At 38.1% G+C, this 22,085-nt stretch carries 22 protein-coding genes; 10 read left to right on the top strand and 12 right to left on the bottom strand.

Annotation, left to right across the window (positions count from 1 at the left end; genetic code table 11):
* Positions 1-1,170, bottom strand: coding sequence for a monodechloroaminopyrrolnitrin synthase PrnB family protein (locus tag H5160_RS15570; protein ID WP_182737922.1), 1,170 nt, complete (start codon positions 1,168-1,170; stop codon positions 1-3).
* Between the two features lie 136 nt (positions 1,171-1,306).
* On the opposite strand from H5160_RS15570, the gene H5160_RS15565 reads away from it, so the two are divergent.
* The 4 genes from H5160_RS15565 to H5160_RS15550 all read left to right on the top strand — a co-directional run bounded on the left by H5160_RS15565 (position 1,307) and on the right by H5160_RS15550 (position 7,091).
* A complete protein-coding gene (locus H5160_RS15565) occupies positions 1,307-1,762 on the top strand; it encodes an Lrp/AsnC family transcriptional regulator (RefSeq protein ID WP_039488718.1) in 456 nt (151 codons plus the stop codon).
* Between the two features lie 72 nt (positions 1,763-1,834).
* The gene (locus H5160_RS15560; protein ID WP_182737921.1) at positions 1,835-4,555 is read left to right on the top strand and encodes an ATP-binding protein; all 2,721 of its coding nucleotides are present in this window, start codon (positions 1,835-1,837) and stop codon (positions 4,553-4,555) included.
* Entirely contained in the window at positions 4,545-5,945 is a 1,401-nt protein-coding gene (locus H5160_RS15555; RefSeq protein WP_182737920.1) for a carboxylesterase, read from the top strand. The genes H5160_RS15560 and H5160_RS15555 overlap by 11 nt, the downstream gene beginning before the upstream one ends.
* Before the next feature lie 6 nt (positions 5,946-5,951).
* Complete coding sequence (locus H5160_RS15550) at positions 5,952-7,091, top strand: GNAT family N-acetyltransferase (RefSeq protein WP_138489881.1); 1,140 nt, start codon at positions 5,952-5,954, stop codon at positions 7,089-7,091.
* Here the strand turns inward: H5160_RS15550 and H5160_RS15545 are convergent.
* Entirely contained in the window at positions 7,068-7,658 is a 591-nt protein-coding gene (locus tag H5160_RS15545) for a DUF938 domain-containing protein (protein WP_039488722.1), read from the bottom strand. The genes H5160_RS15550 and H5160_RS15545 overlap by 24 nt on opposite strands.
* A gap of 200 nt (positions 7,659-7,858) precedes the next feature.
* On the opposite strand from H5160_RS15545, the gene H5160_RS15540 reads away from it, so the two are divergent.
* The 5 genes from H5160_RS15540 (at position 7,859) to H5160_RS15520 (ending at position 10,954) form a co-directional block, all read left to right on the top strand.
* Complete coding sequence (locus H5160_RS15540) at positions 7,859-8,044, top strand: hypothetical protein (protein ID WP_024596419.1); 186 nt, start codon at positions 7,859-7,861, stop codon at positions 8,042-8,044.
* 101 nt (positions 8,045-8,145) lie between these two features.
* On the top strand, positions 8,146-8,511 hold the full coding sequence (locus H5160_RS15535; RefSeq protein WP_223231703.1) for a hypothetical protein: 366 nt from the start codon (positions 8,146-8,148) through the stop codon (positions 8,509-8,511).
* 11 nt (positions 8,512-8,522) lie between these two features.
* The gene (locus H5160_RS15530; RefSeq protein WP_182725032.1) at positions 8,523-9,899 is read left to right on the top strand and encodes an aspartate ammonia-lyase; all 1,377 of its coding nucleotides are present in this window, start codon (positions 8,523-8,525) and stop codon (positions 9,897-9,899) included.
* A 109-nt stretch (positions 9,900-10,008) separates the two neighbouring features.
* The gene (locus tag H5160_RS15525; protein ID WP_182737919.1) at positions 10,009-10,542 is read left to right on the top strand and encodes a hypothetical protein; all 534 of its coding nucleotides are present in this window, start codon (positions 10,009-10,011) and stop codon (positions 10,540-10,542) included.
* 10 nt (positions 10,543-10,552) lie between these two features.
* Complete coding sequence (locus tag H5160_RS15520) at positions 10,553-10,954, top strand: hypothetical protein (RefSeq protein WP_024597425.1); 402 nt, start codon at positions 10,553-10,555, stop codon at positions 10,952-10,954.
* Positions 10,955-10,983: 29 nt separating this feature from the next.
* Here the strand turns inward: H5160_RS15520 and H5160_RS15515 are convergent, their stop codons facing one another.
* The 8 genes from H5160_RS15515 to H5160_RS15480 all read right to left on the bottom strand — a co-directional run bounded on the left by H5160_RS15515 (position 10,984) and on the right by H5160_RS15480 (position 17,008).
* A complete protein-coding gene (locus tag H5160_RS15515) occupies positions 10,984-11,169 on the bottom strand; it encodes a hypothetical protein (RefSeq protein WP_024597424.1) in 186 nt (61 codons plus the stop codon).
* A 15-nt stretch (positions 11,170-11,184) separates the two neighbouring features.
* A complete protein-coding gene (locus tag H5160_RS15510; RefSeq protein WP_024597423.1) occupies positions 11,185-11,505 on the bottom strand; it encodes a hypothetical protein in 321 nt (106 codons plus the stop codon).
* Positions 11,502-12,140 (bottom strand): DUF4178 domain-containing protein, encoded by a 639-nt coding sequence (locus H5160_RS15505; RefSeq protein WP_024597422.1) that lies wholly within the window; start codon positions 12,138-12,140, stop codon positions 11,502-11,504. The genes H5160_RS15510 and H5160_RS15505 overlap by 4 nt, the downstream gene beginning before the upstream one ends.
* A 74-nt stretch (positions 12,141-12,214) precedes the next feature.
* Positions 12,215-12,907: a PspA/IM30 family protein gene (locus H5160_RS15500; RefSeq protein WP_004335088.1), complete on the bottom strand. Its 693-nt coding sequence runs from the start codon at positions 12,905-12,907 to the stop codon at positions 12,215-12,217.
* Positions 12,908-12,931: 24 nt separating this feature from the next.
* Positions 12,932-13,345 carry a YjfI family protein gene (locus tag H5160_RS15495; protein ID WP_004335098.1) on the bottom strand — a complete coding sequence of 138 codons (414 nt, stop codon included), beginning with the start codon at positions 13,343-13,345 and terminating at the stop codon, positions 12,932-12,934.
* 79 nt (positions 13,346-13,424) lie between these two features.
* Positions 13,425-15,146 carry a polyamine aminopropyltransferase gene (locus tag H5160_RS15490; RefSeq protein ID WP_182737918.1) on the bottom strand — a complete coding sequence of 574 codons (1,722 nt, stop codon included), beginning with the start codon at positions 15,144-15,146 and terminating at the stop codon, positions 13,425-13,427.
* A 3-nt stretch (positions 15,147-15,149) separates the two neighbouring features.
* Positions 15,150-16,049 (bottom strand): DUF350 domain-containing protein, encoded by a 900-nt coding sequence (locus H5160_RS15485; protein ID WP_024597420.1) that lies wholly within the window; start codon positions 16,047-16,049, stop codon positions 15,150-15,152.
* Positions 16,050-16,075: 26 nt separating this feature from the next.
* Positions 16,076-17,008 carry a CHAD domain-containing protein gene (locus H5160_RS15480; protein ID WP_182696304.1) on the bottom strand — a complete coding sequence of 311 codons (933 nt, stop codon included), beginning with the start codon at positions 17,006-17,008 and terminating at the stop codon, positions 16,076-16,078.
* A gap of 259 nt (positions 17,009-17,267) precedes the next feature.
* Between H5160_RS15480 and H5160_RS15475 the strand changes: the two genes are divergently transcribed.
* Entirely contained in the window at positions 17,268-19,361 is a 2,094-nt protein-coding gene (locus tag H5160_RS15475) for an EAL domain-containing protein (RefSeq protein WP_182737917.1), read from the top strand.
* 40 nt (positions 19,362-19,401) lie between these two features.
* Here H5160_RS15475 and H5160_RS15470 read toward each other — a convergent pair whose 3' ends face one another.
* Both H5160_RS15470 and H5160_RS15465 read right to left on the bottom strand, forming a co-directional pair.
* Entirely contained in the window at positions 19,402-19,863 is a 462-nt protein-coding gene (locus tag H5160_RS15470) for a hypothetical protein (RefSeq protein ID WP_024597417.1), read from the bottom strand.
* Positions 19,863-21,056, bottom strand: a complete 1,194-nt coding sequence (locus H5160_RS15465; protein WP_182725029.1) for a porin — start codon at positions 21,054-21,056, stop codon at positions 19,863-19,865. Before H5160_RS15465 ends, H5160_RS15470 begins: the two co-directional genes overlap by 1 nt.
* Positions 21,057-22,085: the final 1,029 nt, after the last annotated feature.

Below are 22,085 nucleotides of genomic sequence, written 5' to 3'. Positions count from 1 at the left end.
CTATTTAACCCATTCTTTAAGTGTATTTAGATCGTCAAAACGTGTTTTTATATCGTCGCGTTTGGCACTGGCTCGCCTATCTCTTAATTTTTCGAGCGAATCAAGTAACACATTAAGCGGCGGACCACTTGCTGTTACCTTGCTCATATGCTGCTGTTGCATATTTTTTGAAGGCTGAGCAATAAACTTTTCAACCAGTTGATTATGATGACCGACTGCGGTGTCCCCATGTAATTTACACACTTGAATAAATAACGTTGCGTGGCTTTTAAACCAATCTGTATTTTTATATGGCTCTGCTTGTAAAAAGTCATCCATAAAGCTTTGCATACGCATGGCTTCTCGCAGGATTTGTTGATCCTCTGGCATCATATATAAAAACTTATCCACCAGCATTTGCGAGTAACTAGGCTCGTTTGCACTACACAGCCCTAACAGCATATCAATCACGTTAATACCTGCAAAGTCACCAGCATTTGCCCCTCTGTAAACCTCTTTACCTACACGGTACGGTTTATAATAAGGGCGAACGCAGTTAAAAAAGCGATCTGTATCGAGCTCAGAATAAAGTGCATTGTTTGACTCAATTACATCTATAAGCGCTTGTTTAGCTACTTTTAATAACTCACCACACAAGGGATGTGAAATACCTAGCGGCAATATTTTTAGTAAAGCATCACTTGCCCGTTTGTAGGCCAAAATACCTTGGGTGTTGTAATCAAGAAACAGCTTTTCATCAGGTAAATTAGTAAATCGTTTATAAATACCGTTAAGTGCTTTGTTATGAGTAGTTAAGTGGGCGGTAGCAAAACGAGGGGTTACGCCAATAGATGCGCCTATATGCATAGCAAGCGCTGAGGCTTCAATTAGTGGAGAAGTTGTTTCTCTGCTTGGCTCAGTAATTTCATGGCGCCTGCACGCTGCCATAAATAATCCTACGTTACCGAGTAAGTCAAAAGCGCTATCAAAGCCTTGATCTGTGTTTCCCTCGGCTAATAAATTGCTAATTAATACGTTGCCTTCCTTTTCTAATTGTTGCTTTAAGGCCTCTCCTATTCCTTCTACATTTGCTTTATCGGTTTGCTGCCAATAAAGCTGCTCTAATTCACTATTTAAAGTGACAAACTCTGTTCGTATCCAGTGATCGAAAATAGCGGTATGTGTGTCCATTGTTGTGCTCTATTATTTTTATAGTTAAATGCTAACAGAGTTCAATGAGGGTAAAACGCCAAAAAAATTAGTAAAAACTACAATACTTAGCAATAATCACTACAAATATAAAAATAATCAATAAAAGCCGACAACTATGTTAGATAAAAAAGACCAGCAATTACTCATTGCACTGCAAAGCCAAGCTCGTATGTCGGTTTCAGATTTGGCCAGCAGTATTAACCTATCGGATACACCTTGTTTAAGGCGTATAAAAAAGTTAGAGCAAGAAAACATTATTACCGGCTACCACGCCGCCATAAATCCTAAAGCACTTAACCTTAATGTGTTGGTATATGCGTTTGTACGATTAAGCCAAAACTCGGTAAGTGCTGCAGAGCAATTTGAGCAACATGTAGAAAAGTTACCACATGTATTAGAGTGTTGTGTAATATCAGGCAGCTATGATTATTTATTAAAAATCATTGCACATGATCTTGAGAGCTACGAAACGTTTGTGAAACATCAACTAGGTGGCTTAAGTTGTATCGCAAATATAGAATCAACAGTTGTGTTAAAGCAGTCATTTAGCAAAAAACAGTTACCTTTATAAAAATAACCAAAATAACTTACTGTTAGCTATACTGATATTTCAAAACGACAATAATAATTGCTTGGACCTTATGTGAAAAATTTTAACTCTAAAAATCATTCCATTATTTTTTACATCATGTTTGCCTTGGCATATTTTTTAGTCGGCATAGCACTCACTAAACTTGCTTTTAACTCGCAAATAATTCCAATTTGGTTACCTGCCGGCATAGCTTTAGTTGGCTGTTATATTTGGTGGTGGCGCTTTATCCCGCCTCTATTTGTAGCTGCAATTGCATTTAATCTAAATATTTTTGATAGTTCAGCTCATGAGCTAGTCCTGGTCGGTAACTCATTTAACGAGGCTATGTATATCGCCTTTGGTGTTGTTATACAGGCAATGGTCGGCGCAGCTCTTTTAAAGTATTGGCTTGGGCACCCGCTGCGCTTTAAAAAGCGCAAAAATATAATTTACTTTATCCTTGTCATAGCAATATTGGTCAGCTTAATTTCGGCTAACTTTGGCGTATTTGCCTTAAGCCAATTCAACTCGGTTTACAGTGTTGATAATCATTGGAAGAATGTTACTTACTGGTGGCTTGGTGATACATTAGGAGTATTAATTGCGACTCCGCTTTTACTTTCTTTATTACCACAAAAGTCTAATCAACATAATATATCGGCGTTTCCGACAATTGCAGTATGCTCTATTTTATTTTTATCAGTCGCGGTAACAACGCAGTTATACGATCAAGAAAATCGTATAAACACTATTAAAATTGCTGAACGTGAAGTCCATGTTATAGAAAACAGCCTTTATAGATATACAAATCGTAGTATTATTGCAGTGCAGAGCCTAGCAAGTCAGGTACAGTCATCTCCCATGCTAAGCCAGCAAGATTTTTATTCTTATGCTAGCCAGTTACTAACTCAGCACGCATTTATTAACGCCTTATCATGGAACGCAAAAATACCTCAAGATCAACGCGACGTCTTTGCCCAAGAAATATCAAACATTTATCATTTAGATATTGATGTAGTTGGCGAACCTCTTGAAAGTAGCGATCCCCTTGTGATAGTAAAATACATAGCTCCTTTTAATGGTAATCAAAAAGCTATTGGCTTTAATGTATTTTCAAACCCTGATCGAAAAAGCTCTCTGCTTAACCCCGCTATAAAGTACATGCCAGTAGGAACTAAAATAATTCAGTTAGTGCAAACCAAACAACCTAAACCAGCCTATTTATTATTTGCCCCTGTGTACTCCCAGTATAGTGATGAAAAAACAATTAAAGGCTATGCCACTGGTGTATTTTTAGTGCGTAGTATTATTGAGCAGGCAATTTCTAAAGAACAGTCTGATATGTTTTCGATTGGTATATACGAAGATACAAACACTCCGCCGTTTTATAGTAATTACTCTCAAAATGTTCAGCAAGCTAAAGGCAGCCGCTTAATGTCGTTTGATGTGGACTTTGCAGGGCAAAAATGGATTGTAAAACTAGCCCTTAAAGAAAGCTTTTTAACACAACATAATAGTCAACTAACTTTATTATTACTCATACTTCAAGTTGCCGTATGTTCTTTAATTTTAATGGTTTTACTGCTGTTTAATCAGCAACAAATCGCACTTACACGTCAAGTTGCAGAGCGTACTCACTCACTCGCACAAGCAAAGAAGCAGTCCGATTTAGCTAATCAGGCTAAAAGCCAATTTTTAGCGAATATGAGCCACGAAATACGAACACCATTAAACGCCGTTATTGGTTTTTCTTCACTTGCTAGAGAAACAGACAATGCAAATACACTCATTGGCTATTTAGATAAAATAAACTCAGCATCTAAAAGCTTATTAAACTTAATTAATGACATTCTTGATATATCAAAAATAGAATCCCAAAAGTTAGTTATTGAATCTATTGCATTCGACTTAGGTGCTTTAATAACACGTATAAACAACATGTTTGAGCAAAGCGCAGTTAACAAAGGTATTAAATGGCAAGTTAATTCAAAGCTACCTGTTGATACCTGGTTTATTGGTGATCCTATGCGAATTGAGCAAATATTACTTAATTTATGTAGCAACGCGATTAAATTTACAAGCCAAGGCAGCGTTACTTTAAACATAGAAACAGAGTTTACCGCCGCCAATAAAGTACAGCTAGTTATAACCGTTAGTGATACCGGCATAGGTATAAAACCAAGCCAACATAAAAAATTATTTAACGCATTTACCCAAGCGGATAGTTCTACCTCAAGGCAGTTTGGTGGTACAGGCCTTGGCTTAACCATAGCGAAAGAGTTAAGCCAACTAATGGGGGCTGATATAACACTTAAAAGTGAAATAAATAAAGGCTCTACTTTTACATTTTCAATGCGATTAGAAACAACAGAACCTAAAAAAGAACATGTTATTACATTTGATAATACTAATATTACTTCGCTAGATATTTTGGTCGCAGAGGATAACCCAGTAAATCAAATGGTTATTAAAGCGATGCTTGGCTCGTTAGGAATTGTGCCGTATATAGTAGAAAATGGCGAACTGGCCGTTGATATAGTTAAAAAGCAGCATTTTGACTTAGTGCTTATGGATTGCCAAATGCCTGTAATGGATGGCTATAGAGCAACGGCACTGATCCGCCAGTTTAAAACTGAACAAGAGCTCCCGATTATTGCTTTAACTGCCGACGTTATGCCAGAGGATAAAGCACATGCACAAGCCGTTGGATTTAACCAGCACCTTGCAAAACCGCTTGAACTCATTAAGCTAACCGAGTGTCTTGTCCAATATGCAGAAGTTAATGAACAATAGTGGTTTAATTTTAAGAATAGTTTTAAGAATAGTTTTAAGAGTCGCTTTTGGTTTTGTTTTAAGTGTTTTTTCGCATATTGCTGTCGCTCAAAACTGTATCTCGCAGGCGAGCGACTTTAAATTTATAACAAAAAGTAAGCAACAAGGCTTATTACGCTTTGAAAAAGAGCACAACCACCAGCGCTTTAATTACCACGCACTTTTACCATTTAACGATTACTTAGATTTTGCATATAAACATATAAATAAAACCAATCCACGTGCAGATATGCCATGCCCTGTTATTACACAAACGTACCAGCAATTAGTAACACAAGGTACGCGAAAACCTGACCCTACTATTGCAGATATTATTGCCCCTTTTGAGCTTACGCATCCAAACAGCAATAAAGTTGCACTACTAATTCACGGGCTAACTGACTCACCCTTTACGTATCACGATTTAGCACAAGTGTATTATCAACAAGGCTATACTGTGCGTACTATTTTATTACCAGGACATGGAAGCGCCGCAAGTGCATTACTCAATGTAGAGGTTAGCCAATGGCAACAGGCAATAAAATACGGTATTAAACGCTCGGTGCAAGACTTTGATGAGGTGATACTCGCAGGTTACTCTACCGGTGCAGCGTTACTTATTGATTACGCAACCAAGCACACTGTTTCACCCAAAATTAAAGCGCTTATGCTTTATTCGCCAGGCTCCGAGCCACATAATAAGTACGGCTGGATAGCAAAGTGGATTGATGACATACCCTTTGTTAATTGGATAGATAAAGACGCCGATGTAGACTTTGCTAAGTATGAATCATTTCCTTTAAATGCAGCTGCCGCGTCGTACGATGCAATGTCACTTGCAAGCGTAAGTAGCTTAAACAAACGCTCTGCACTTAAATTACCTATTTTTAGTGTACTTAGCGATATTGATACCACGATAGATACGCGTGCCACGCTAAAATTATTAAGTGCGTTACACAAAGATAATTCAGTAAAATATAAGCCGCTCGATACTTTAGTACTTTATGGAAACACTGATATTTTACCGCCAGACTTTGCTAGTGACTACACAGTAAATAACCCGCAATGCACATCGCCTCAGTGTAAAAAAGTTCATGGTATGTCGCATATTGCTATTGTTAACTCACCGCAAAATCCACATTATGGGATTAACGCAACCTATCGTAATTGTGGCAGCTTTATTAACGACGAGTCCCTGTACAAAACATGTAAAACAACAAAAAATCCACAACTAGGAGAGCGTACAAGCGCCAACTTAAAACACTATCCGGCTTTACAACGCTTAACTTATAATCCTCATTTTACCGATCTTAAAAAGCAAATTAGTACGTTTATTAAAAACGTAGAACAGCTTAGAACAACTACAAGGTAAGTAGTCATGGGAACGTTTTCGCACCAATGGTTTAGCAGTATTAATGAGATTGATCAGGCGCAGTGGCAACGTTTATTTGGTGATGAACCATTTACTCAACATGCTTTTTTATATGCCCTTGAACAAAGCCAATGCGTAACACAAAAAAGCGGTTGGCAGCCCCATCACCTCGCTATTTTTGAAGATGATACGCTCATTGCGCTTGCACCTGGGTATTTAAAAAGTCATTCATACGGCGAGTACGTATTTGACTGGGCATGGGCTGAGGCATACGAAAAACACGGTTTAGAATATTATCCCAAGTGGCTATCTGGCATTCCCTTTAGCCCTATTGAAGGCAAGCGTATTGCTATCGAGCACGCGAATCCAAATGCGGTGTATCAGTACATTACAGAGCAACTTAATATACACAGTGCTGAGCAAAGGTGGTCGGGGTGGCATGTTAATTTTTGCGACCAAGCCCAAGCAACATCATTAACTGAGCAACATGCCATGCTAAGAGTGGGTGTGCAATTTCAGTGGTTTAATAAAGGTTTTGAAACCTTTGACGATTTTTTGCAAATACTTAACTCACGAAAACGTAAGTCACTTAAAAAAGAGCGAGCTAAAATAGCGCAACAAAATATTGATATTGAATGGCTGCAAGGAACGCAAATTACGCCCGAGATAATGCAATTGTTTTGTGAGTTTTATCAGCGTACCTACTTAAAGCGATCTGGTCATTTGGGCTATTTAAATATGGAGTTTTTTACGCTTTTACATGCATTAATGGCTAATAACCTCGTTATTATGCTGGCCAAAAAAGACGACAACGTGATTGCTGCAACACTTAGTTTAGTAGGTGAGAATACACTTTATGGGCGCTACTGGGGAGCAAGTGAAGAAGTAGATTCGCTTCACTTTGAGCTGTGCTATTACCAAGGTATTGAGTTTGCAATAAAGCATAAACTCAGCTGCTTTCATTCGGGAGCACAAGGTGAGCACAAAATAGCACGCGGATTTGAACCCGTACTTACCTACTCTGCTCACCATATTGTTGATGGCGATTTCAGTAATGCAATAAGCGACTACTTAAAGCGTGAACGCGGCCATATTGATATATATAAAGAGCAATGTAGCTCATTACTGCCGTTTAAAAACGAGTAACTGATTATTTGCAGGCATGGCAGTATCGCTAATAAGCGTAAGCCCTGCTTGCTTAGCTAGTTGTTCAACTGCTTCAAAATCTCTTATTCCACTTAACGGATCGCGCTCTGTTAAAAAGGCACTAAAGTCATCATTACTTGGGCTGGTAAATTCACCTTGGTACTTAAATGGTCCGTAAATACACAACATACCGTCGCTATTTAAGTGACGTTTAACACCGTCAAAAAAACGTTCAACTAATTGCCAACTTACAATATGAAATGTGTTTGCAGTATAAATAGCGTCAACCTTATCTACAGGCCATTCATTATTTAAATCAAGCTCAAGTGGTGCATGTAAATTAGTTAAATTAGCTTCGCGGTGCCATAAATTAATCCCTTCGTGGTTTATAGCGCGATCACTTGTATGCCATTGTAAATGCGGTAATTGCTCTGCAAAAAACACACTATGTTGGCCGGTTCCTGATCCGACTTCGAGGACTGTTTTAGTATTTTTTAATACGTCCTTTAATTGCTCTAAAATAGGGGTTTTATTGTTTTCACAGGCTTGTGAAAATGGCTTTGTCATTACTGTGCACCAAAATTGTAGATTAATGCACAACAGTAAAGCAAATTTAGCTTATTTTGTCGTGATGAAAAAAAGGTAATTTTTAAATACTATAACTATCATATGGTTGAGCTGGCTCATTATGGTTGGTACGTAATATGCTTTTATATTGTTAACCCACTAAAGGGTTTAACTTATATTAAATTTCAAAGGATAAAATTATGCATATACCCCCTTATACCGCTGTAGACGCGGCCATTGCTATAACCGAAAAAACCACCGACGATCATAGTTACGCCGTTGATATGAGAGCTACAGTAATCGATTTACTTTCGCACCCTAAACATAATCAACAGGCGATGAGCAAACATGAAACAGATCAGATATTTATTCTTGGCTACAATTAATACTCAAATTAGTAACGCAAATAATTTTTATAATAACTGTTTACACTGAAACCGATTAAATGTAATGATAACTATTATCGTTAACTTGAGTCGGTTTTTTTATGTCTTCAAATTATGCCCAGCATCGCTACCATCAAGAACTCTCTTGTCATTGCTTAAGACCTGGCCTGCATGCCCCCATGCTCGTTGCCGATTACATAGAAACCGCCCTTAACGTCGCCAAAAAATTTGAGCAACAACATAATCCCTTGCTTCAAGAGTTTTATCTTAGGCGCACACACCATGAAATTATGAACAAAATGTGCGACCCTCTTATACATAATGCTATTCGTAAACAATGTTTAGAGCAGCTATACAAGCCATTATTAGCATTAAAACGGTTTTATAAGGTGCATAACAATACTGCACAATTTTTAATACTTGAGCGTGAAGCTCGTATTCTTAGTCACGAATTCAACCCTTTTTAAGGAGCACACTTATGAGCAACTTTAGAACAGAATCAGACAGCATGGGCGAGCTACAAGTACCTACTGATGCGCTCTATCAGGCGCAAACACAACGAGCAGTTAATAACTTTGCCATTAGTGGCTTATCTATGCCAAAGCAATTTATCACTGCACTGGCTTATATAAAACAAGCTGCTGCGCAAAGTAACTGCGAGCTTGGCCATTTAAGTAAAGACAAAGCAAATGCTATTGAGCAAGCTTGTCAAAGTATTATTGATGGCGAGCATGTTGAGCATTTCCCCGTTGATATTTTTCAAACCGGTTCGGGCACAAGCTCAAATATGAATGCCAACGAAGTTATTGCAACGCTTGCTAGCCGATTAGGCAGTGAAAGCATTCACCCTAATGATGATGTAAACATGGGGCAAAGTTCTAACGATGTAGTCCCTACTGCTATCGCACTCAGTAGCGCAATAAATGTAGTGTATGAATTACTTCCTTCGCTTGAAAACTTATCGCAAAGCCTAGAAAAGAAAAAAGCTGAAGTAGGTCATATAGTTAAAACGGGCCGTACGCATTTAATGGATGCAATGCCTGTTACATTTGATCAAACACTAAGTGCATGGCAGTCACAAGTTAACCATGCCGCAGCAGGAATTAGACATAGCTTAGAGCGTGTATGCGAACTGGCACAAGGCGGTACAGCTGTTGGAACAGGAATAAATGCAGATCCTAAGTTTGCAGCCAAATTTGCAGAAAACCTGAGTGCCAATGTAGGCATTAGATTTACGCCTAGTAGTAACTTTTTTTATAACATCGGCTCACAAGACGCCATAGTAGCGCTTTCGGGGCAATTAAAAGTACTCGCTGTAGCACAAATGAAAATAGCGAACGACCTACGCTGGATGAACTCAGGACCACTTGCGGGCTTAGGCGAAATAGAGCTAGAAGCACTTCAACCGGGCTCGTCTATTATGCCTGGCAAGGTAAATCCGGTAATACCAGAAGCCGCAGCCATGGTAAGCGCACAAGTAATCGGTAACGACGCGACCATTACAGTAGCAGGCCAAGCGGGTAATTTTGAGCTAAACGTTATGCTGCCAGTCATTGCGTATAATATTTTGCAAAGCATAGAATTACTTGCCAATAGCGCACAAGCATTGGGCGATAAAGCCATTGCCAGCTTTAAAGTAAATAAGCCTAATATAGATAAAGCACTCGCTAAAAATCCAATTTTAGTGACTGCGCTCAATCCGGTGATCGGTTATGAAAAAGCAGCAAAAATAGCAAAGCAGGCTTATAAGGAAGCCCGCCCTATTATTGATGTAGCCGAACAAGAAACCGATTTACCACGCAATGAACTCGAAAAGCTACTTAATCCCACCAAACTAACGCAGGGTGGACTTTAATAAACGATATTTTTCACGGCTTTAATTACTTGATAATATAGTTTTTATTGCCGTAAAAAATGCACCGTGTATGATAGTGATGAATATTTCATCACTATCAAGGTTTGTTATGCGTACCCCATTGTTAGCCATACTTTTACCACTTTGTTTAACTGCATGCTTAGATAAAACGCCAACTGAAACGCAGCAAGTAACAATAACCTCAGAAGCTGAAGCACCAAAGCAAGAGCTACAAAAGCTAAAAGAAAACACTCAATTACAAGAAAATACTAAAAAGAACCTAGTTGCTGAAAAAATACCAAAAGCTGATTTAAAAAACGTTTCAATAGACGATATAAAAACAGCTAAAGCCGAATTAAATACGCTAATTACAGATAAGCAATGTGATACCAGCACTCAATGCAGAATAAGTGCAGTAGGCAGTCGCGCGTGTGGCGGGCCAAGTAGCTTTGTTGTGTATTCAACAAAATCAGCGTCTGAAAAACAAGTAGCAGCCCTTAGCGACAAAATTACTAAGCTTGAAAGTAGTTATAATTCACAAAAAGGGATGATGAGCATTTGTCAGCATTTAACAACGCCAAGCACGCAGTGTGTTGAAAATAAATGTGTTAAACTTGAAGGTTCAGCGGTAAGTGCATTTTAAGGATAACGTTATGAGTTGTTTACCATCGGCAATTAAACTATCAATTTTAAGCATTGCTAGCAGCATTTTACTACTAAGTGGTTGTGCTAGTACTGTGACGTCAAATGAGCAAAGTAAAAACTTATCTGACTTAAACTATGATCTGAATAACATGGTGAGTAATAACAGCTGCACTGCAAGCTTTCAGTGCAAAGTACTTGAAGTGGGCGCCCGCGCATGCGGCGGACCGAGTAAGTATGCTGTTTATTCAACGCTGAACACATCTCAAGAAGAAGCAGAACAGCTTGCTCAACAAATAACAAAACAAGAAAAAATACAAAATAAAGCACAAGGCTTAACCGATTGTTCACCAGTACTTGAAGTGCAATCGCTGTGTATTAATCACCAATGCCAGTCGTTTGATATAAAATAAAAACGGTCGCGTATAAGCTAATTTCAGCGTTAACCTAAATACGGAATTAACGCTGAAATTACAACAACCAGCACTACGCAAATACCCGCTTTTATAATGTACTTCATGGGCATTGTTTTAAGCACCCAATATGCATAAATAAAGCGTACAAAATAACTCGCCGCAGTACCAAACAACGCAAAAATAAGTAGATAAGCAATTAGAGTAATATTCATAATAATCTAGTGCAACTACTTAGTTTTTTTAGTGTGAGCAATTAGTAAGTCAGCTACTTGTTGTTTTACGGCTCGCTTATCATCACTTGGGACATCAAAGCGACTGGCTAGTTGCGCAATCTCATCATCATTTAAATTAAACGATAAACGTTGACGCGTTTTTTTAGACTTTACATCTAAGCCAAGTATTTTACGGATCATATCTGACGGCGTTAACTCTTGGTCAATAGCTTGCTTTTTTATCAGCTTTTGAACTTCACTGCTTAGATCAAATGCCATTTGTGTGGCACGTACAGCTTGTTCCTGACGCAACCACTTGTCTTTAGCATCACTCACTTAGCATCTCCGGGAAACAAGTCTACAATATCAGACATTGGACGCATGAGCGTTAGCGATACTTCGGTTTCGCCGCCATCCCAAATTTCGATATTTAAACCAAAGCCTTCATTATCTGATGCTAAACAAATCATTTCGCATGGTTCACCACCTTCTTGCTCATAGCGAGGCAATGTTTGGTTGCGGTAATCTTTATTATGGAAATAACACACATAAGGCGACTCGCTTTGTTGATAACTTTTAGCTAAAAACTGCATAAAGCGCTCTGGTGTATTTTGCACTGTAATGTGGGTTAACGACTCTTCATCAAAAATACGCGCAAACTCATCAAGGCCAAATATCTCTTCAACTTCGTTGCGCTGAATTTTAATAGAAAAGTTAGCCCACTCTTCGCCGTCATCTTGCTCAATTTGTAAAAATACAACTTGGCCGCTATTTGTCTCAAGTACAAATTCAGTATCGCTGCTGTGCTGATATTGGTAAGTCTGAATATCAGTAACACGTAGCGTTTCACCTTTTAACCATGCCGGATAAGCAAATGAGTCGATAACGCTAAACATGTCGCCTTTTTTTAGCTCGCTCGGATGATTAAGCTGACGCTCTGGCTCTTTTTTAGATTTGAAAAAATTAAACATAGGAAGGCTGCCTTCTAAGCAAAAAAGGTAACTGAGCAAAACTCGGTTACCTTTTTAAAGTATAAACGTAATGGTTAGCTATTTTGCTTCGCTTTGATGCGAGCTAAAATATCAGCACTTTTTGGACTTGTGTCGCCAATGCCTGCTTCAGCCATTTTTGCTTTTAAGTCATCGCCATTTACGTCTGACTCAAGTTGCTTTGCAGCACCTAGCTGGTCGCTACGATCTTGTTGACGCTGTTTAATGCGTTCAAGCGATTGACGAGCCGATGTCATAGACGAGCTGTTTGTATTAAGCGTGCTGTTAACAGCCATTGTTGCTTGCTGTACGCTTTCAGTGGTTTTAACCATTGTAAGCTGGCGCTGATTCTCTTTAATTGATTTTTCAGCATCTTTAACTTGCTGCTTAAGCGCAACAATATGGTTACTAAAACCAGATAATACTTGCTCGTTTTCGGCTTTTTCTGCTTCAAAGTCACCAATTTTTTCTGCAATTTCTAATGCTAACGCTTCGTTGCCCTTTTCAAGAGCTTGGCCTGCATACGCTTCATGTTCAGCGATTGATGCATCTACAGCGCTAATTTTACGCTTAGTCTGCATTTCTTTAGCCATTACTTCTGTAAGGCTTTTTTTTGCGCGGTGAAGTGCATTTTGCGCGTCTGCAATTTCTTGCTCAAAAATACGGATGCCATTTTTGTCTACAATTGCTTCGCCTGCTTCACGAGCGCCGCCACGTACTGCTGTAAATAATTTTTTTAAAATACTCATAATCTTAACTCCACTAACTGGCTATTAATCGTTTAAATACAAGGTCACGGCTTCTAGTGCATCGATAGCGTTATCGGCTAAAGTCACTAGTTCGTGGGTAACGTCATCTAATGATGAATTTACCGACAGTGCACCAAAAATCGCGTATTTGTTATCGATTTTAGCAAATGCACTCAGTGGAATTGGCACGTTTAAACGTAGTAATGTTTCGTTTAACTCGTTGCGTAATTCACTCTTAACTTCATCTTCGTCAAACAAGTAGCTAATACATAACAACTGCTCTTGCGTTTGTGTAACAAAAATTGGAAGTTCATCATTTCCATCAACAATGACTTGTAAAACATCTTGCTCGCCTGGGTTGGCAATCAAGAAAGACTCAAAGTTAGCGCCTTCAGTTTCAAAAGAAGCTAATTTTATTGAAAGTTCATTTAATTCCATGTCTCTGCCTTTTGTCGTTTGACATATTATGTCTGAGTTAAGATTCTCATGGTCGACATATTATGTCAACCATGTTTTGTTAGTTTTTATACAATTCGCTTTCTATTTGCCATGCAGTTCGGTAGTAATCATAAAGCTGACCAGATCCTAACCTATTGACCTCAATACTTTTAACTTGTTCAAAGTATTGGTTAGGAAATACAAAACTTGCCAATAAATATTCTTTACTAATCCATCTTGATGGCACAGGCATAGCCGTCGCATCATTAATACGGCCACTAGCCGACTGACCCATTTTAGTGGCTATAGTCCAGCCCCACTGCCCAAACGAAGGTATGTTTTGCTGATACTGCTCAACATACTCAAACCCTGCGGCTTTAACTGTTTTAGCAATGCTTAAAAACGCTTTTTTAGCGTGGTAAGGTGAAGTTGATTGAACCGCCATTGCGCCATCGGGTGCTAATAACTGACGTACATGATTATAAAAGTAATCACTGTACATTTTATTTAGATCAGGGTGATTTGGGTCCGGTAAATCAATTAAGATAGTGTCGAACTGCTTAGATTGATCAAGTAGCTTTTCTACTTCTAAAAATGCATCACCCACAATTATGTTGGCTCGCGAGTCTTGCATCGATTTATTGTTTAGCTGTAGTAATCGCTTATTGATGTGCTCTGGCGGGGTAAAGTCACCGTATTTATGACCAAATAAATTGAGAAGCTGCGCGTCTAAATCTATTAACGTTACTTCACTCACAGGCCATTTTAAAACATCTCTAAGTGCAAGCCCGTCACCACCACCAATTATTAATACACGGTCGTGTCTGTTAGAGGCAAGCATTGCAGGGTAAACCAGCATTGAATGATATATTTGCTCATCAATACTTGAGAACTGCAAACGTCCATTTAAATATAAATCGGTGATTGGCTGAGGTTGGTTTTTGCTTAACCTTTCGGTTAAAACTACGTGCTGGTATTTGGTTGCTTGCGAATAAATTACTTTATCTTTGTATAAAACATTACTTAGATTGTTCATCCAGCTACTGCCAAATACTAAAATAAAGCCAAACAATGCCAACAGTACTATATGGCAAACTAAAAGTGCCTTAGCAAAGCGCACATGGGCATGGTAACGCCATAAAAAAGCGAGTCCTGCGATGATATTAAATAACGCCGTCCACGCTGCAGCTTGCATTATAGGCATTGAGAGCATGATACTTACCCAAATGGCTGCACCAATACCAGCACCGATATAATCGGCACCATAAATAGTCCCTGCGTTGTTTTCTAAAAAACGGCCATAAACGTGCTGACGAATGCGCGCTATAAGCGGTATTTCCATACCAATAAATAAACCCAGTATTAAACCAAAAACATAAGGTAGAAAACGTGACCACTCTTGTAGCTTTTGAAATACGTAACCATTAAGTACAACGTCTGGGGGTAAGTTAAAAATGCTCGAAAATAAATGAGGAAGAGAATAACTTACAGCTATTACACCCGCTATCGCTAAAATGCAGCCCATGCCAACCAAAGCAATAATGCTTTCTAGCCAAGCAAAAGCGGTAAATGCATCTTTAAACCAGCGCGCTAAAAAAGCGCCTAAGCCCATTGCTACAATCATAGTACCGATCATGGCGTAAATAGCGCTTTCTACTGAGCCAAGTACACGGCCCGCATAATGAGACAGTAAGTATTCATAAATAAGGCCGCACCCAGCAAGCACGGCCATAACAGTAATTAGTAATATATCGTGCCCAAGTAAGCGAGACTTACTTGGGGGAGTGTTGGTTGATGACACTGATTATGCGCCTAGTAAGGTTGCCATAGTGATACCTACAGCAAATGATACTGCTGCAGAAATAGCTGCTACACCTACATTTTTTTGACGATTAACTTCATCTGAAATATCGCAACCAGATAAAATTATTTTAATTGTCACTAAGTGCAAAATAATAAATGCGACAAGGCTCACTACAGCGCTAATAGCCCAGTATAGTAAACTCGCATTAATGTTATCAGCAGCGTATGGCGCAACACCCGTTGCAGCTGTAATAGCTAATGCACTACCTATTAAAAATCCAGCGTAACGAATACCCACAGCTAAGTTACCATCAACAATTGCTTGTTGTAGGCAGTCGCCACTTTTGTTTGTACGCTTAAATAACTGCACTCGGTACTGGCTAACAAGTAGTAATACAACACTACCTATAATAAAGGCAGCAATTACAATTGGAAGGCCATGCCAGCCATCAGTAGCCACCCATAAAAGTGCTGAGCGAATAACTATTGCAACGCTAACAACATGACCAAAATCAATTATTGAAGCTGTAACGTTACCTTTAACTATTTCGTCGTGCAGGCTTACTTTACGAAGCGCTACTTTATCTTGAAAAAAGTGACCCAACTTAATAAGTACAATTGCTAATGCGCCGTAAGCTAACATTTGCAGTGCTTCTTGTTGCAGTGTTGCAGCAAAAGCACCACTACTTACACCTGTTAATACAATCGCCAGTGCCACTAAACCAGCGGCAAAGCTAATACCAAAAGCAAAGTTATCACGCTCTGTTATTTCATCATTTGCGTGTAAGTTTGAAACCCAGCCTTTTATATATTTAAGGCTTACAAATAATAAAACAATAATTGCAAAATCAATCGCCAATGCTTGTAGCGACCACATAGTTATTCCATTAAATTCATACATATTATTCTAACTCCAACTTTATTCTTTTACTTACCACGGCTCACGCCACGAGAGGTTCTGCTACCGCTATCACGCACCGATCCTGAGCTATTGCTATAACTGCTAGAACGAGAATAACTACTGCGGCTTTTTGGTGGCGTATAACTACTACGGCTTAAACCGGATGCACCTGTTTTTTTACTCGCATAAGGGCTTGTAAACTGCTTACCTTGGCGTTGGTATGTTTGGCGCGTGCGTGTTTCTAGCGCGCTTTGGGTTTTAATTTGTTTAGGGCTTGAATAACGCGAACGGCCATAGTCATTGTAATAACTATACTTTCGGCGCTTGCTCCAACTACCATATTCAACGCGGTCAAATACATCGCCTAAAATACGGTACATGCCGTACCATTGCCAAAAGCTAATACCATTACTATTTGTTTGCCAGTTACCATAGTTAGGGTTACCTACCATTTGGTTACCAACACCCTCACCTTCAGCTTGCTTACTAATTGCGCCTACACGCGCTAAAGTGCCTTTGGACATATCAGCTAGCATATTAATAGGATCGGTTAACGCATCAGAAAATAGCGTAGGTTTAGACGCATCACGCAACAAATCAATGCTATGCAACGTATCTTCGTAAGGAGGAATTAAGTAAGTTCCTTTAATATCTTTAAGTCGCTGTGTTAAACCACTATAAAGTGCACCTTGGCGCGTTGCATCAAGGGTAATTACATCAACAACTTTTGTAAGCTCTGGTTGTTGTTTTTTAAGGAGCTCGCCATATCCTTTAAGTAATACAGCATTGCGCACATTCCCATTATCAAGCGCAGTACCAAGCTGTGACAGCTCTGTATCTGCTTTTTTAATAGACTCTTGAATTGTTTGTTGCAGCTGCTCTTCTTTAGATTGACAACCCATAAGCACTGCGAACAAACAAAACAGGCTTATAAGTTTCCAAGCTTTAATATTCGACATTCATGTCACCTGATTTACTAAATTAACTTAGGTAGTTTTACACAGGTCACTTATTAAACCAAGAATGAAATTGCAACAAAGTAAGTCAGTACAAAATTAAATAAACAGCTATATTTAGTATATGAATTTAAAAGCATTCTCAATGTTAAGCTTTTAGTGCTACAAAGGGCGTAGTAAGTAACTTTTTTGTAATTATGGATTGCCTGATTACACAATAATAACTAAAACATAATTAAATGATGGTTAAGGGTTAGATTTGATGCTTCATAGTATTCGATATAAATTTATTATAATAACAACGGTTTTAATTATATTTAGCGCAAATTTAGTTTTTTTCCTCGCAATTAATGAACACGAAGATTTATATCGCCAATCTGTTAAACAAAACTTAGATGCAATGTCTTCAAATATTTCCGATAGCTTATTACGTGTTATGTCTGAGCAAGTTGATTTGTTCTCTATAACCACCGAATTGCTCGGTTTTGATCGATATGAACACATTAAGTTTGTTAATGTATTTGACGCTGACTGGCAATTAATCCAATCGTATGTCCACCCTAACTATTTAGAGCTTGAGAGCTTTAAGCCTGAACTTATAAGTATTCAACCAAAAAATTTACCTTATGCGGTTACAATAACCAATGAAGGACTAGTGGCCTTAAAGGCAATTGGGGAGGAGCAGTTTCCTATTGGATATTTGCTCATTGTGCAAGACTTTAAAAAGCCACTGAATGAAAGTAAAATTAGCCTTTTTTATAGTGCAGCTCCATTTGTTGTTTTAATTATTGCACTCACCATTATTATTTCATTTTGGATATATCAGCGTTTATTAAGCCCACTTTTAGCGCTCTCGAAGTTCACACAGAAAGTTGAAAAATCAACAAATTATAAGCTTCAATACCAAGTCACTGGTCATGATGAAGTATCTCAACTTGGTAACGACATTAATGCATTACTACAAACAATTGACTCCCAAGTTCAAACCAATCATAAACATACCGCACAACTTTTAGTACAAACGCATTCAATGGAGCGCCTCGCCAACTACGATATATTAACAGGTTTACCTAATCGCATGTTTTTTATGGACCTACTCAAACTCGAGCTGGCTAGTAGTAAAAGTAACGACCGAGACGTTGCGATTATGTTCTTTGATGTTGATAGTTTTAAAGGCGTTAACGACACCCTAGGCCATGAAACCGGAGATATGCTTTTACAAGCTGTGGCTAAAAAAGTGAAAAGTTATCTGCGTAGTAACGACATAATTGCACGCCTAGGCGGTGATGAGTTTTTAATTATGCTACCTAATATCACTGAGCAATCTATTGTTATAGATATTGCCGAAAGTATCATTGAGGGTATGAAAGAGCCATTCACTATAAATGAGTGGGACGTACCAGCGGGTATTAGTATTGGTATTGCAAGTGCCAAAGAAGCTGAATTTGATATAAATACATTTATCAGTAATGCCGATATTGCAATGTACACATCAAAAGAAAAAGGCAAAGGCGCATATACAATATTCCACCATAAAATGCTTGAAGATAACAAACGAAAAGCGCAAGTCGCTAACTTAATATCTCACGCAATAGCGCAAAATGAATTTGAGTTATTTTATCAGCTTAAAATGTCGAATACAGGCGAAGCTCAAGGCTTAGAAGCCTTAATAAGATGGCAAAGCAAAGAGCTAGGCTTTGTTTCTCCTAGTGAGTTTATACCTATAGCGGAACAAGCAGGTAAAATAAAAGCGATTACCCAATGGGTGATCACACAAGTATTTAAAGATGTGCAAATGCTAAAACAACTTATGGGGAATAATGTACTCGTCTCAATGAATCTTTCAAGCCATGACTTAAAAGATCATAACTTCATTCATACTGTAAAAAGTAAACTACTTGAACATAGCGTCGATATTTCAAATATTCAGTTTGAAATAACAGAATCAAGCTATTTAGAAAATTTTGAAAACGCGAATCAATTTTTTAATCAAGTTAAAGTTATGGGAGGCTCAATTGCATTAGATGACTTTGGCACAGGTTACTCTTCATTGAGTTACCTTACTAAAATTGAAATTGATACATTAAAAATAGATCGAATGTTTGTAAATCAATATGCAAGCTCAGCAAAAGACACTGCAGTATTACAAGCAATACTCGATTTAGGCCAACGCCTTGGTTTAAAAATATGTAGCGAAGGAATTGAAACAACCGACCAAGCTAACTACCTAGTATCAAATGGTAGTGATGAAATGCAGGGCTATTACTTTGCAAAACCAGTGTGCATTGCACAACTACCACACGCAATTGAACGAGCGAAAATATTATTTAAAGAACTAACAATAACTTCAAAATAACTCAGTGCAATTGATTTTTTACTAAGCAAACGGCTTACTTTTAATTTAGTGCAATTATGGTGAGCTCTTTAGGTATAGTAATTCCTGCTGGAAGGTAAGCTACTGAGTCTTCAACGGTTAGTAAGTACTCTATAACCTCTTCTGTAGACTCAAATTCGACAGGGGGCTTGCTGCGCCCCGTGAATCGCATTTGGGCCCAATAAGCTTGTATTCTAGATTCAGTAAGACCTACCATCCTAGTGTTAAAATTTATTCTAAGCGGATTGCCGACAAATAGGTTAACTGCTTTAAATTGTCTGCTCATAGCTCCGCCCATATAAATATGGCGAATTTGTTGCTTACTAAAAGATAAGTTTTTATCTGTGGTATTTACTACAATAATGACGTTCGAGGGGTTTGTATTTTCTGCATAAACTGAAATGCTAAAACCAAATAGACTACTAGCGACTACAAAGAGCATCATTATTTTTTTAATGTTATTAATAGGTTTAAAAAATATCATTAAAACACCCAATCCAAACCAATAAGATAAAGATTAGTTTTTTTATCAAAATCAGAGTCATCAGGAGTAACGAAAAACGAGTCTTTTACATCGTCACCTTCTAGGGTTGAAAACTCAGCTTTTAAGGCAAGGTTTGGCAGCACATCCCAGCGTACACCAACCGTCCAACTCTTAATTGAATCAGGCGTAGATTCATCAAAAATACGATTGTACCCATATGCAAGTTGATCTAAGTCGCTATTAATACCTAACGGAATTTCATTTTCAGCAGAACGAGTTTCTACGTCGCTATCTGCAAATGTTAAGTGGTAAGTAAAAGGAGCATGATTAACACCGGCAGTTAAATAATAGCTTTGAATTATAGGCACTATCCCCAAATCAGTTTTAATGCGGACCCATTCACCTCTAAAAAAATAATCTAAATTGTCGTAAATTACGCCAAATTGATTTGCATGTGCTCTACCTTTTGTTTTTACCGAGCTGGCGCTTTTTGTAAAATTAAGGCTATTAAGCACATTTTCTAGCTGTCTTATCTCATCAATATCAAGCTTGATATTCCCATTATAACGGGAAACTCTAAATTCTAAGTTTTCAATATTAATCTTACCAATGAACCCTAAAAGATTATCAACTTCAAAGCCCGTTCTTAAGGCGCCAATCCCTATATCACCCGACTCTTCACCAAAGTAACCTTCAAAGCTCAAATCAAAGTTTTCTGCACCAAATTTATAAACAGCATCTATGCCATTAAACGTTTTAAATAAATAAGTATCATAAACTTGTTGAGGTGGATTGATCCATGGGTACGCAAAACCAACATCCGAAAAGTCACTCATGGTAAAAAAAGGTGTGCGTAACTTTCCGAGTTTTATTTGAATATTATCTGTCGGTCTATATGTTAAATATAACCACTCTAACCCTGAGTTATCGGAAGCTGTTGTGTTATTGCTTCTTAACAAAAATTGAGCTGTTGCAGACCACTTATCATCAAACTGATACTCGCCTTGGAATCCAATTAAACTAGATGGAGAAAATTTAAGACTGTCTTCATATCCCTTATATTCGACATTTTTTTCGTCTAAGTAGCCACCAATAACTCGAGCATAACCAGAAAATTCAAACTCATTAGAAAAAGCAGAAAAATGAGTAAGCATAGTGGTAAAAAGTAAGCACCAAGATATTTTATATCGCATCAGAGAAAATTAAATCCTTTGTTGAATTATGCAAAATACAGTGAAGATTAATTATGCTAACGATGAAATAACTCACCTGTTCGGATAATCAATTATTTAATTATTTTAAGTAGCGCATTTTACCGCTATCTAAGCTTAGCTAGCAAAGTCATAACTAGGATTAATCATTATAGTCAATGAATTACATGTTGGAACAATATATGTGTTCTATAAAAACATTAAGCATCTAGGTAATACTATTTACATGGAAAAGCACCTCACCCCTCTTGAATATTACTGAGATAGAGCTTAATTATACTTATATAGATACTTATCAACTAAGTAGGAGATAAAACAGATTCTTAATTCATGTCGTTCACTAGGATTGAGTGTTTAATGTGGGTGTTTGATAAAGTGTAATTGATTTAATTATAATCCGATATATGAAAAACCCACCCAAACTTTACTTTTTTGCAGACGTAAAAAAGCCCGAATCGTTAAATCCCGGCTTTCTACAATGTGAAGCCTCCGTAATGTCACGATACCTACAGCGGTGGAGAGTCACGTAGCAAATGCTACTGTATTGGCCGACTGAGATATTGAGGGGTTTTGTTGTGATTTTAACGGCGGGAGTCGCTATGCTCGCCCGACCTACGTGATAGGTGTTGATGTGAAAGTGTGTTAATTGTGCGCATTTCACTTTTCTGCAGACGTAAAAAAGCCCGAATCGTTAGATTCGGGCTTTCTAGAATTTGAAGCTTGGAAATGTCGTGGTGCCCACAGCGGTGGAGAGTCACATAGCAAATGCTACTGTATTGGCCGACTGAAATACTGAGAAGTTTTGTTGTGATTTTAACGTCGGGAGTCGCTACGCTCGCCCGGCCTACGTGATAGGTGTTGATGTGAGTGTGTGTTAATTGCGCGTATTTTACTTTTCTGCAGACGTAAAAAAGCCCGACTATTTCTAGTCGGGCTCTCTACAATTTGAAGCCTGGTAATGTCCTACTTTCACATAGCAAATGCTACACTATCATCGGCGCTGTTTCGTTT

This window comes from Pseudoalteromonas sp. SG43-4 (genome assembly GCF_014164325.1).
Lineage (GTDB): Bacteria > Pseudomonadota > Gammaproteobacteria > Enterobacterales > Alteromonadaceae > Pseudoalteromonas > Pseudoalteromonas distincta.
This window is presented reverse-complemented; position numbering and strand designations above follow the sequence as displayed.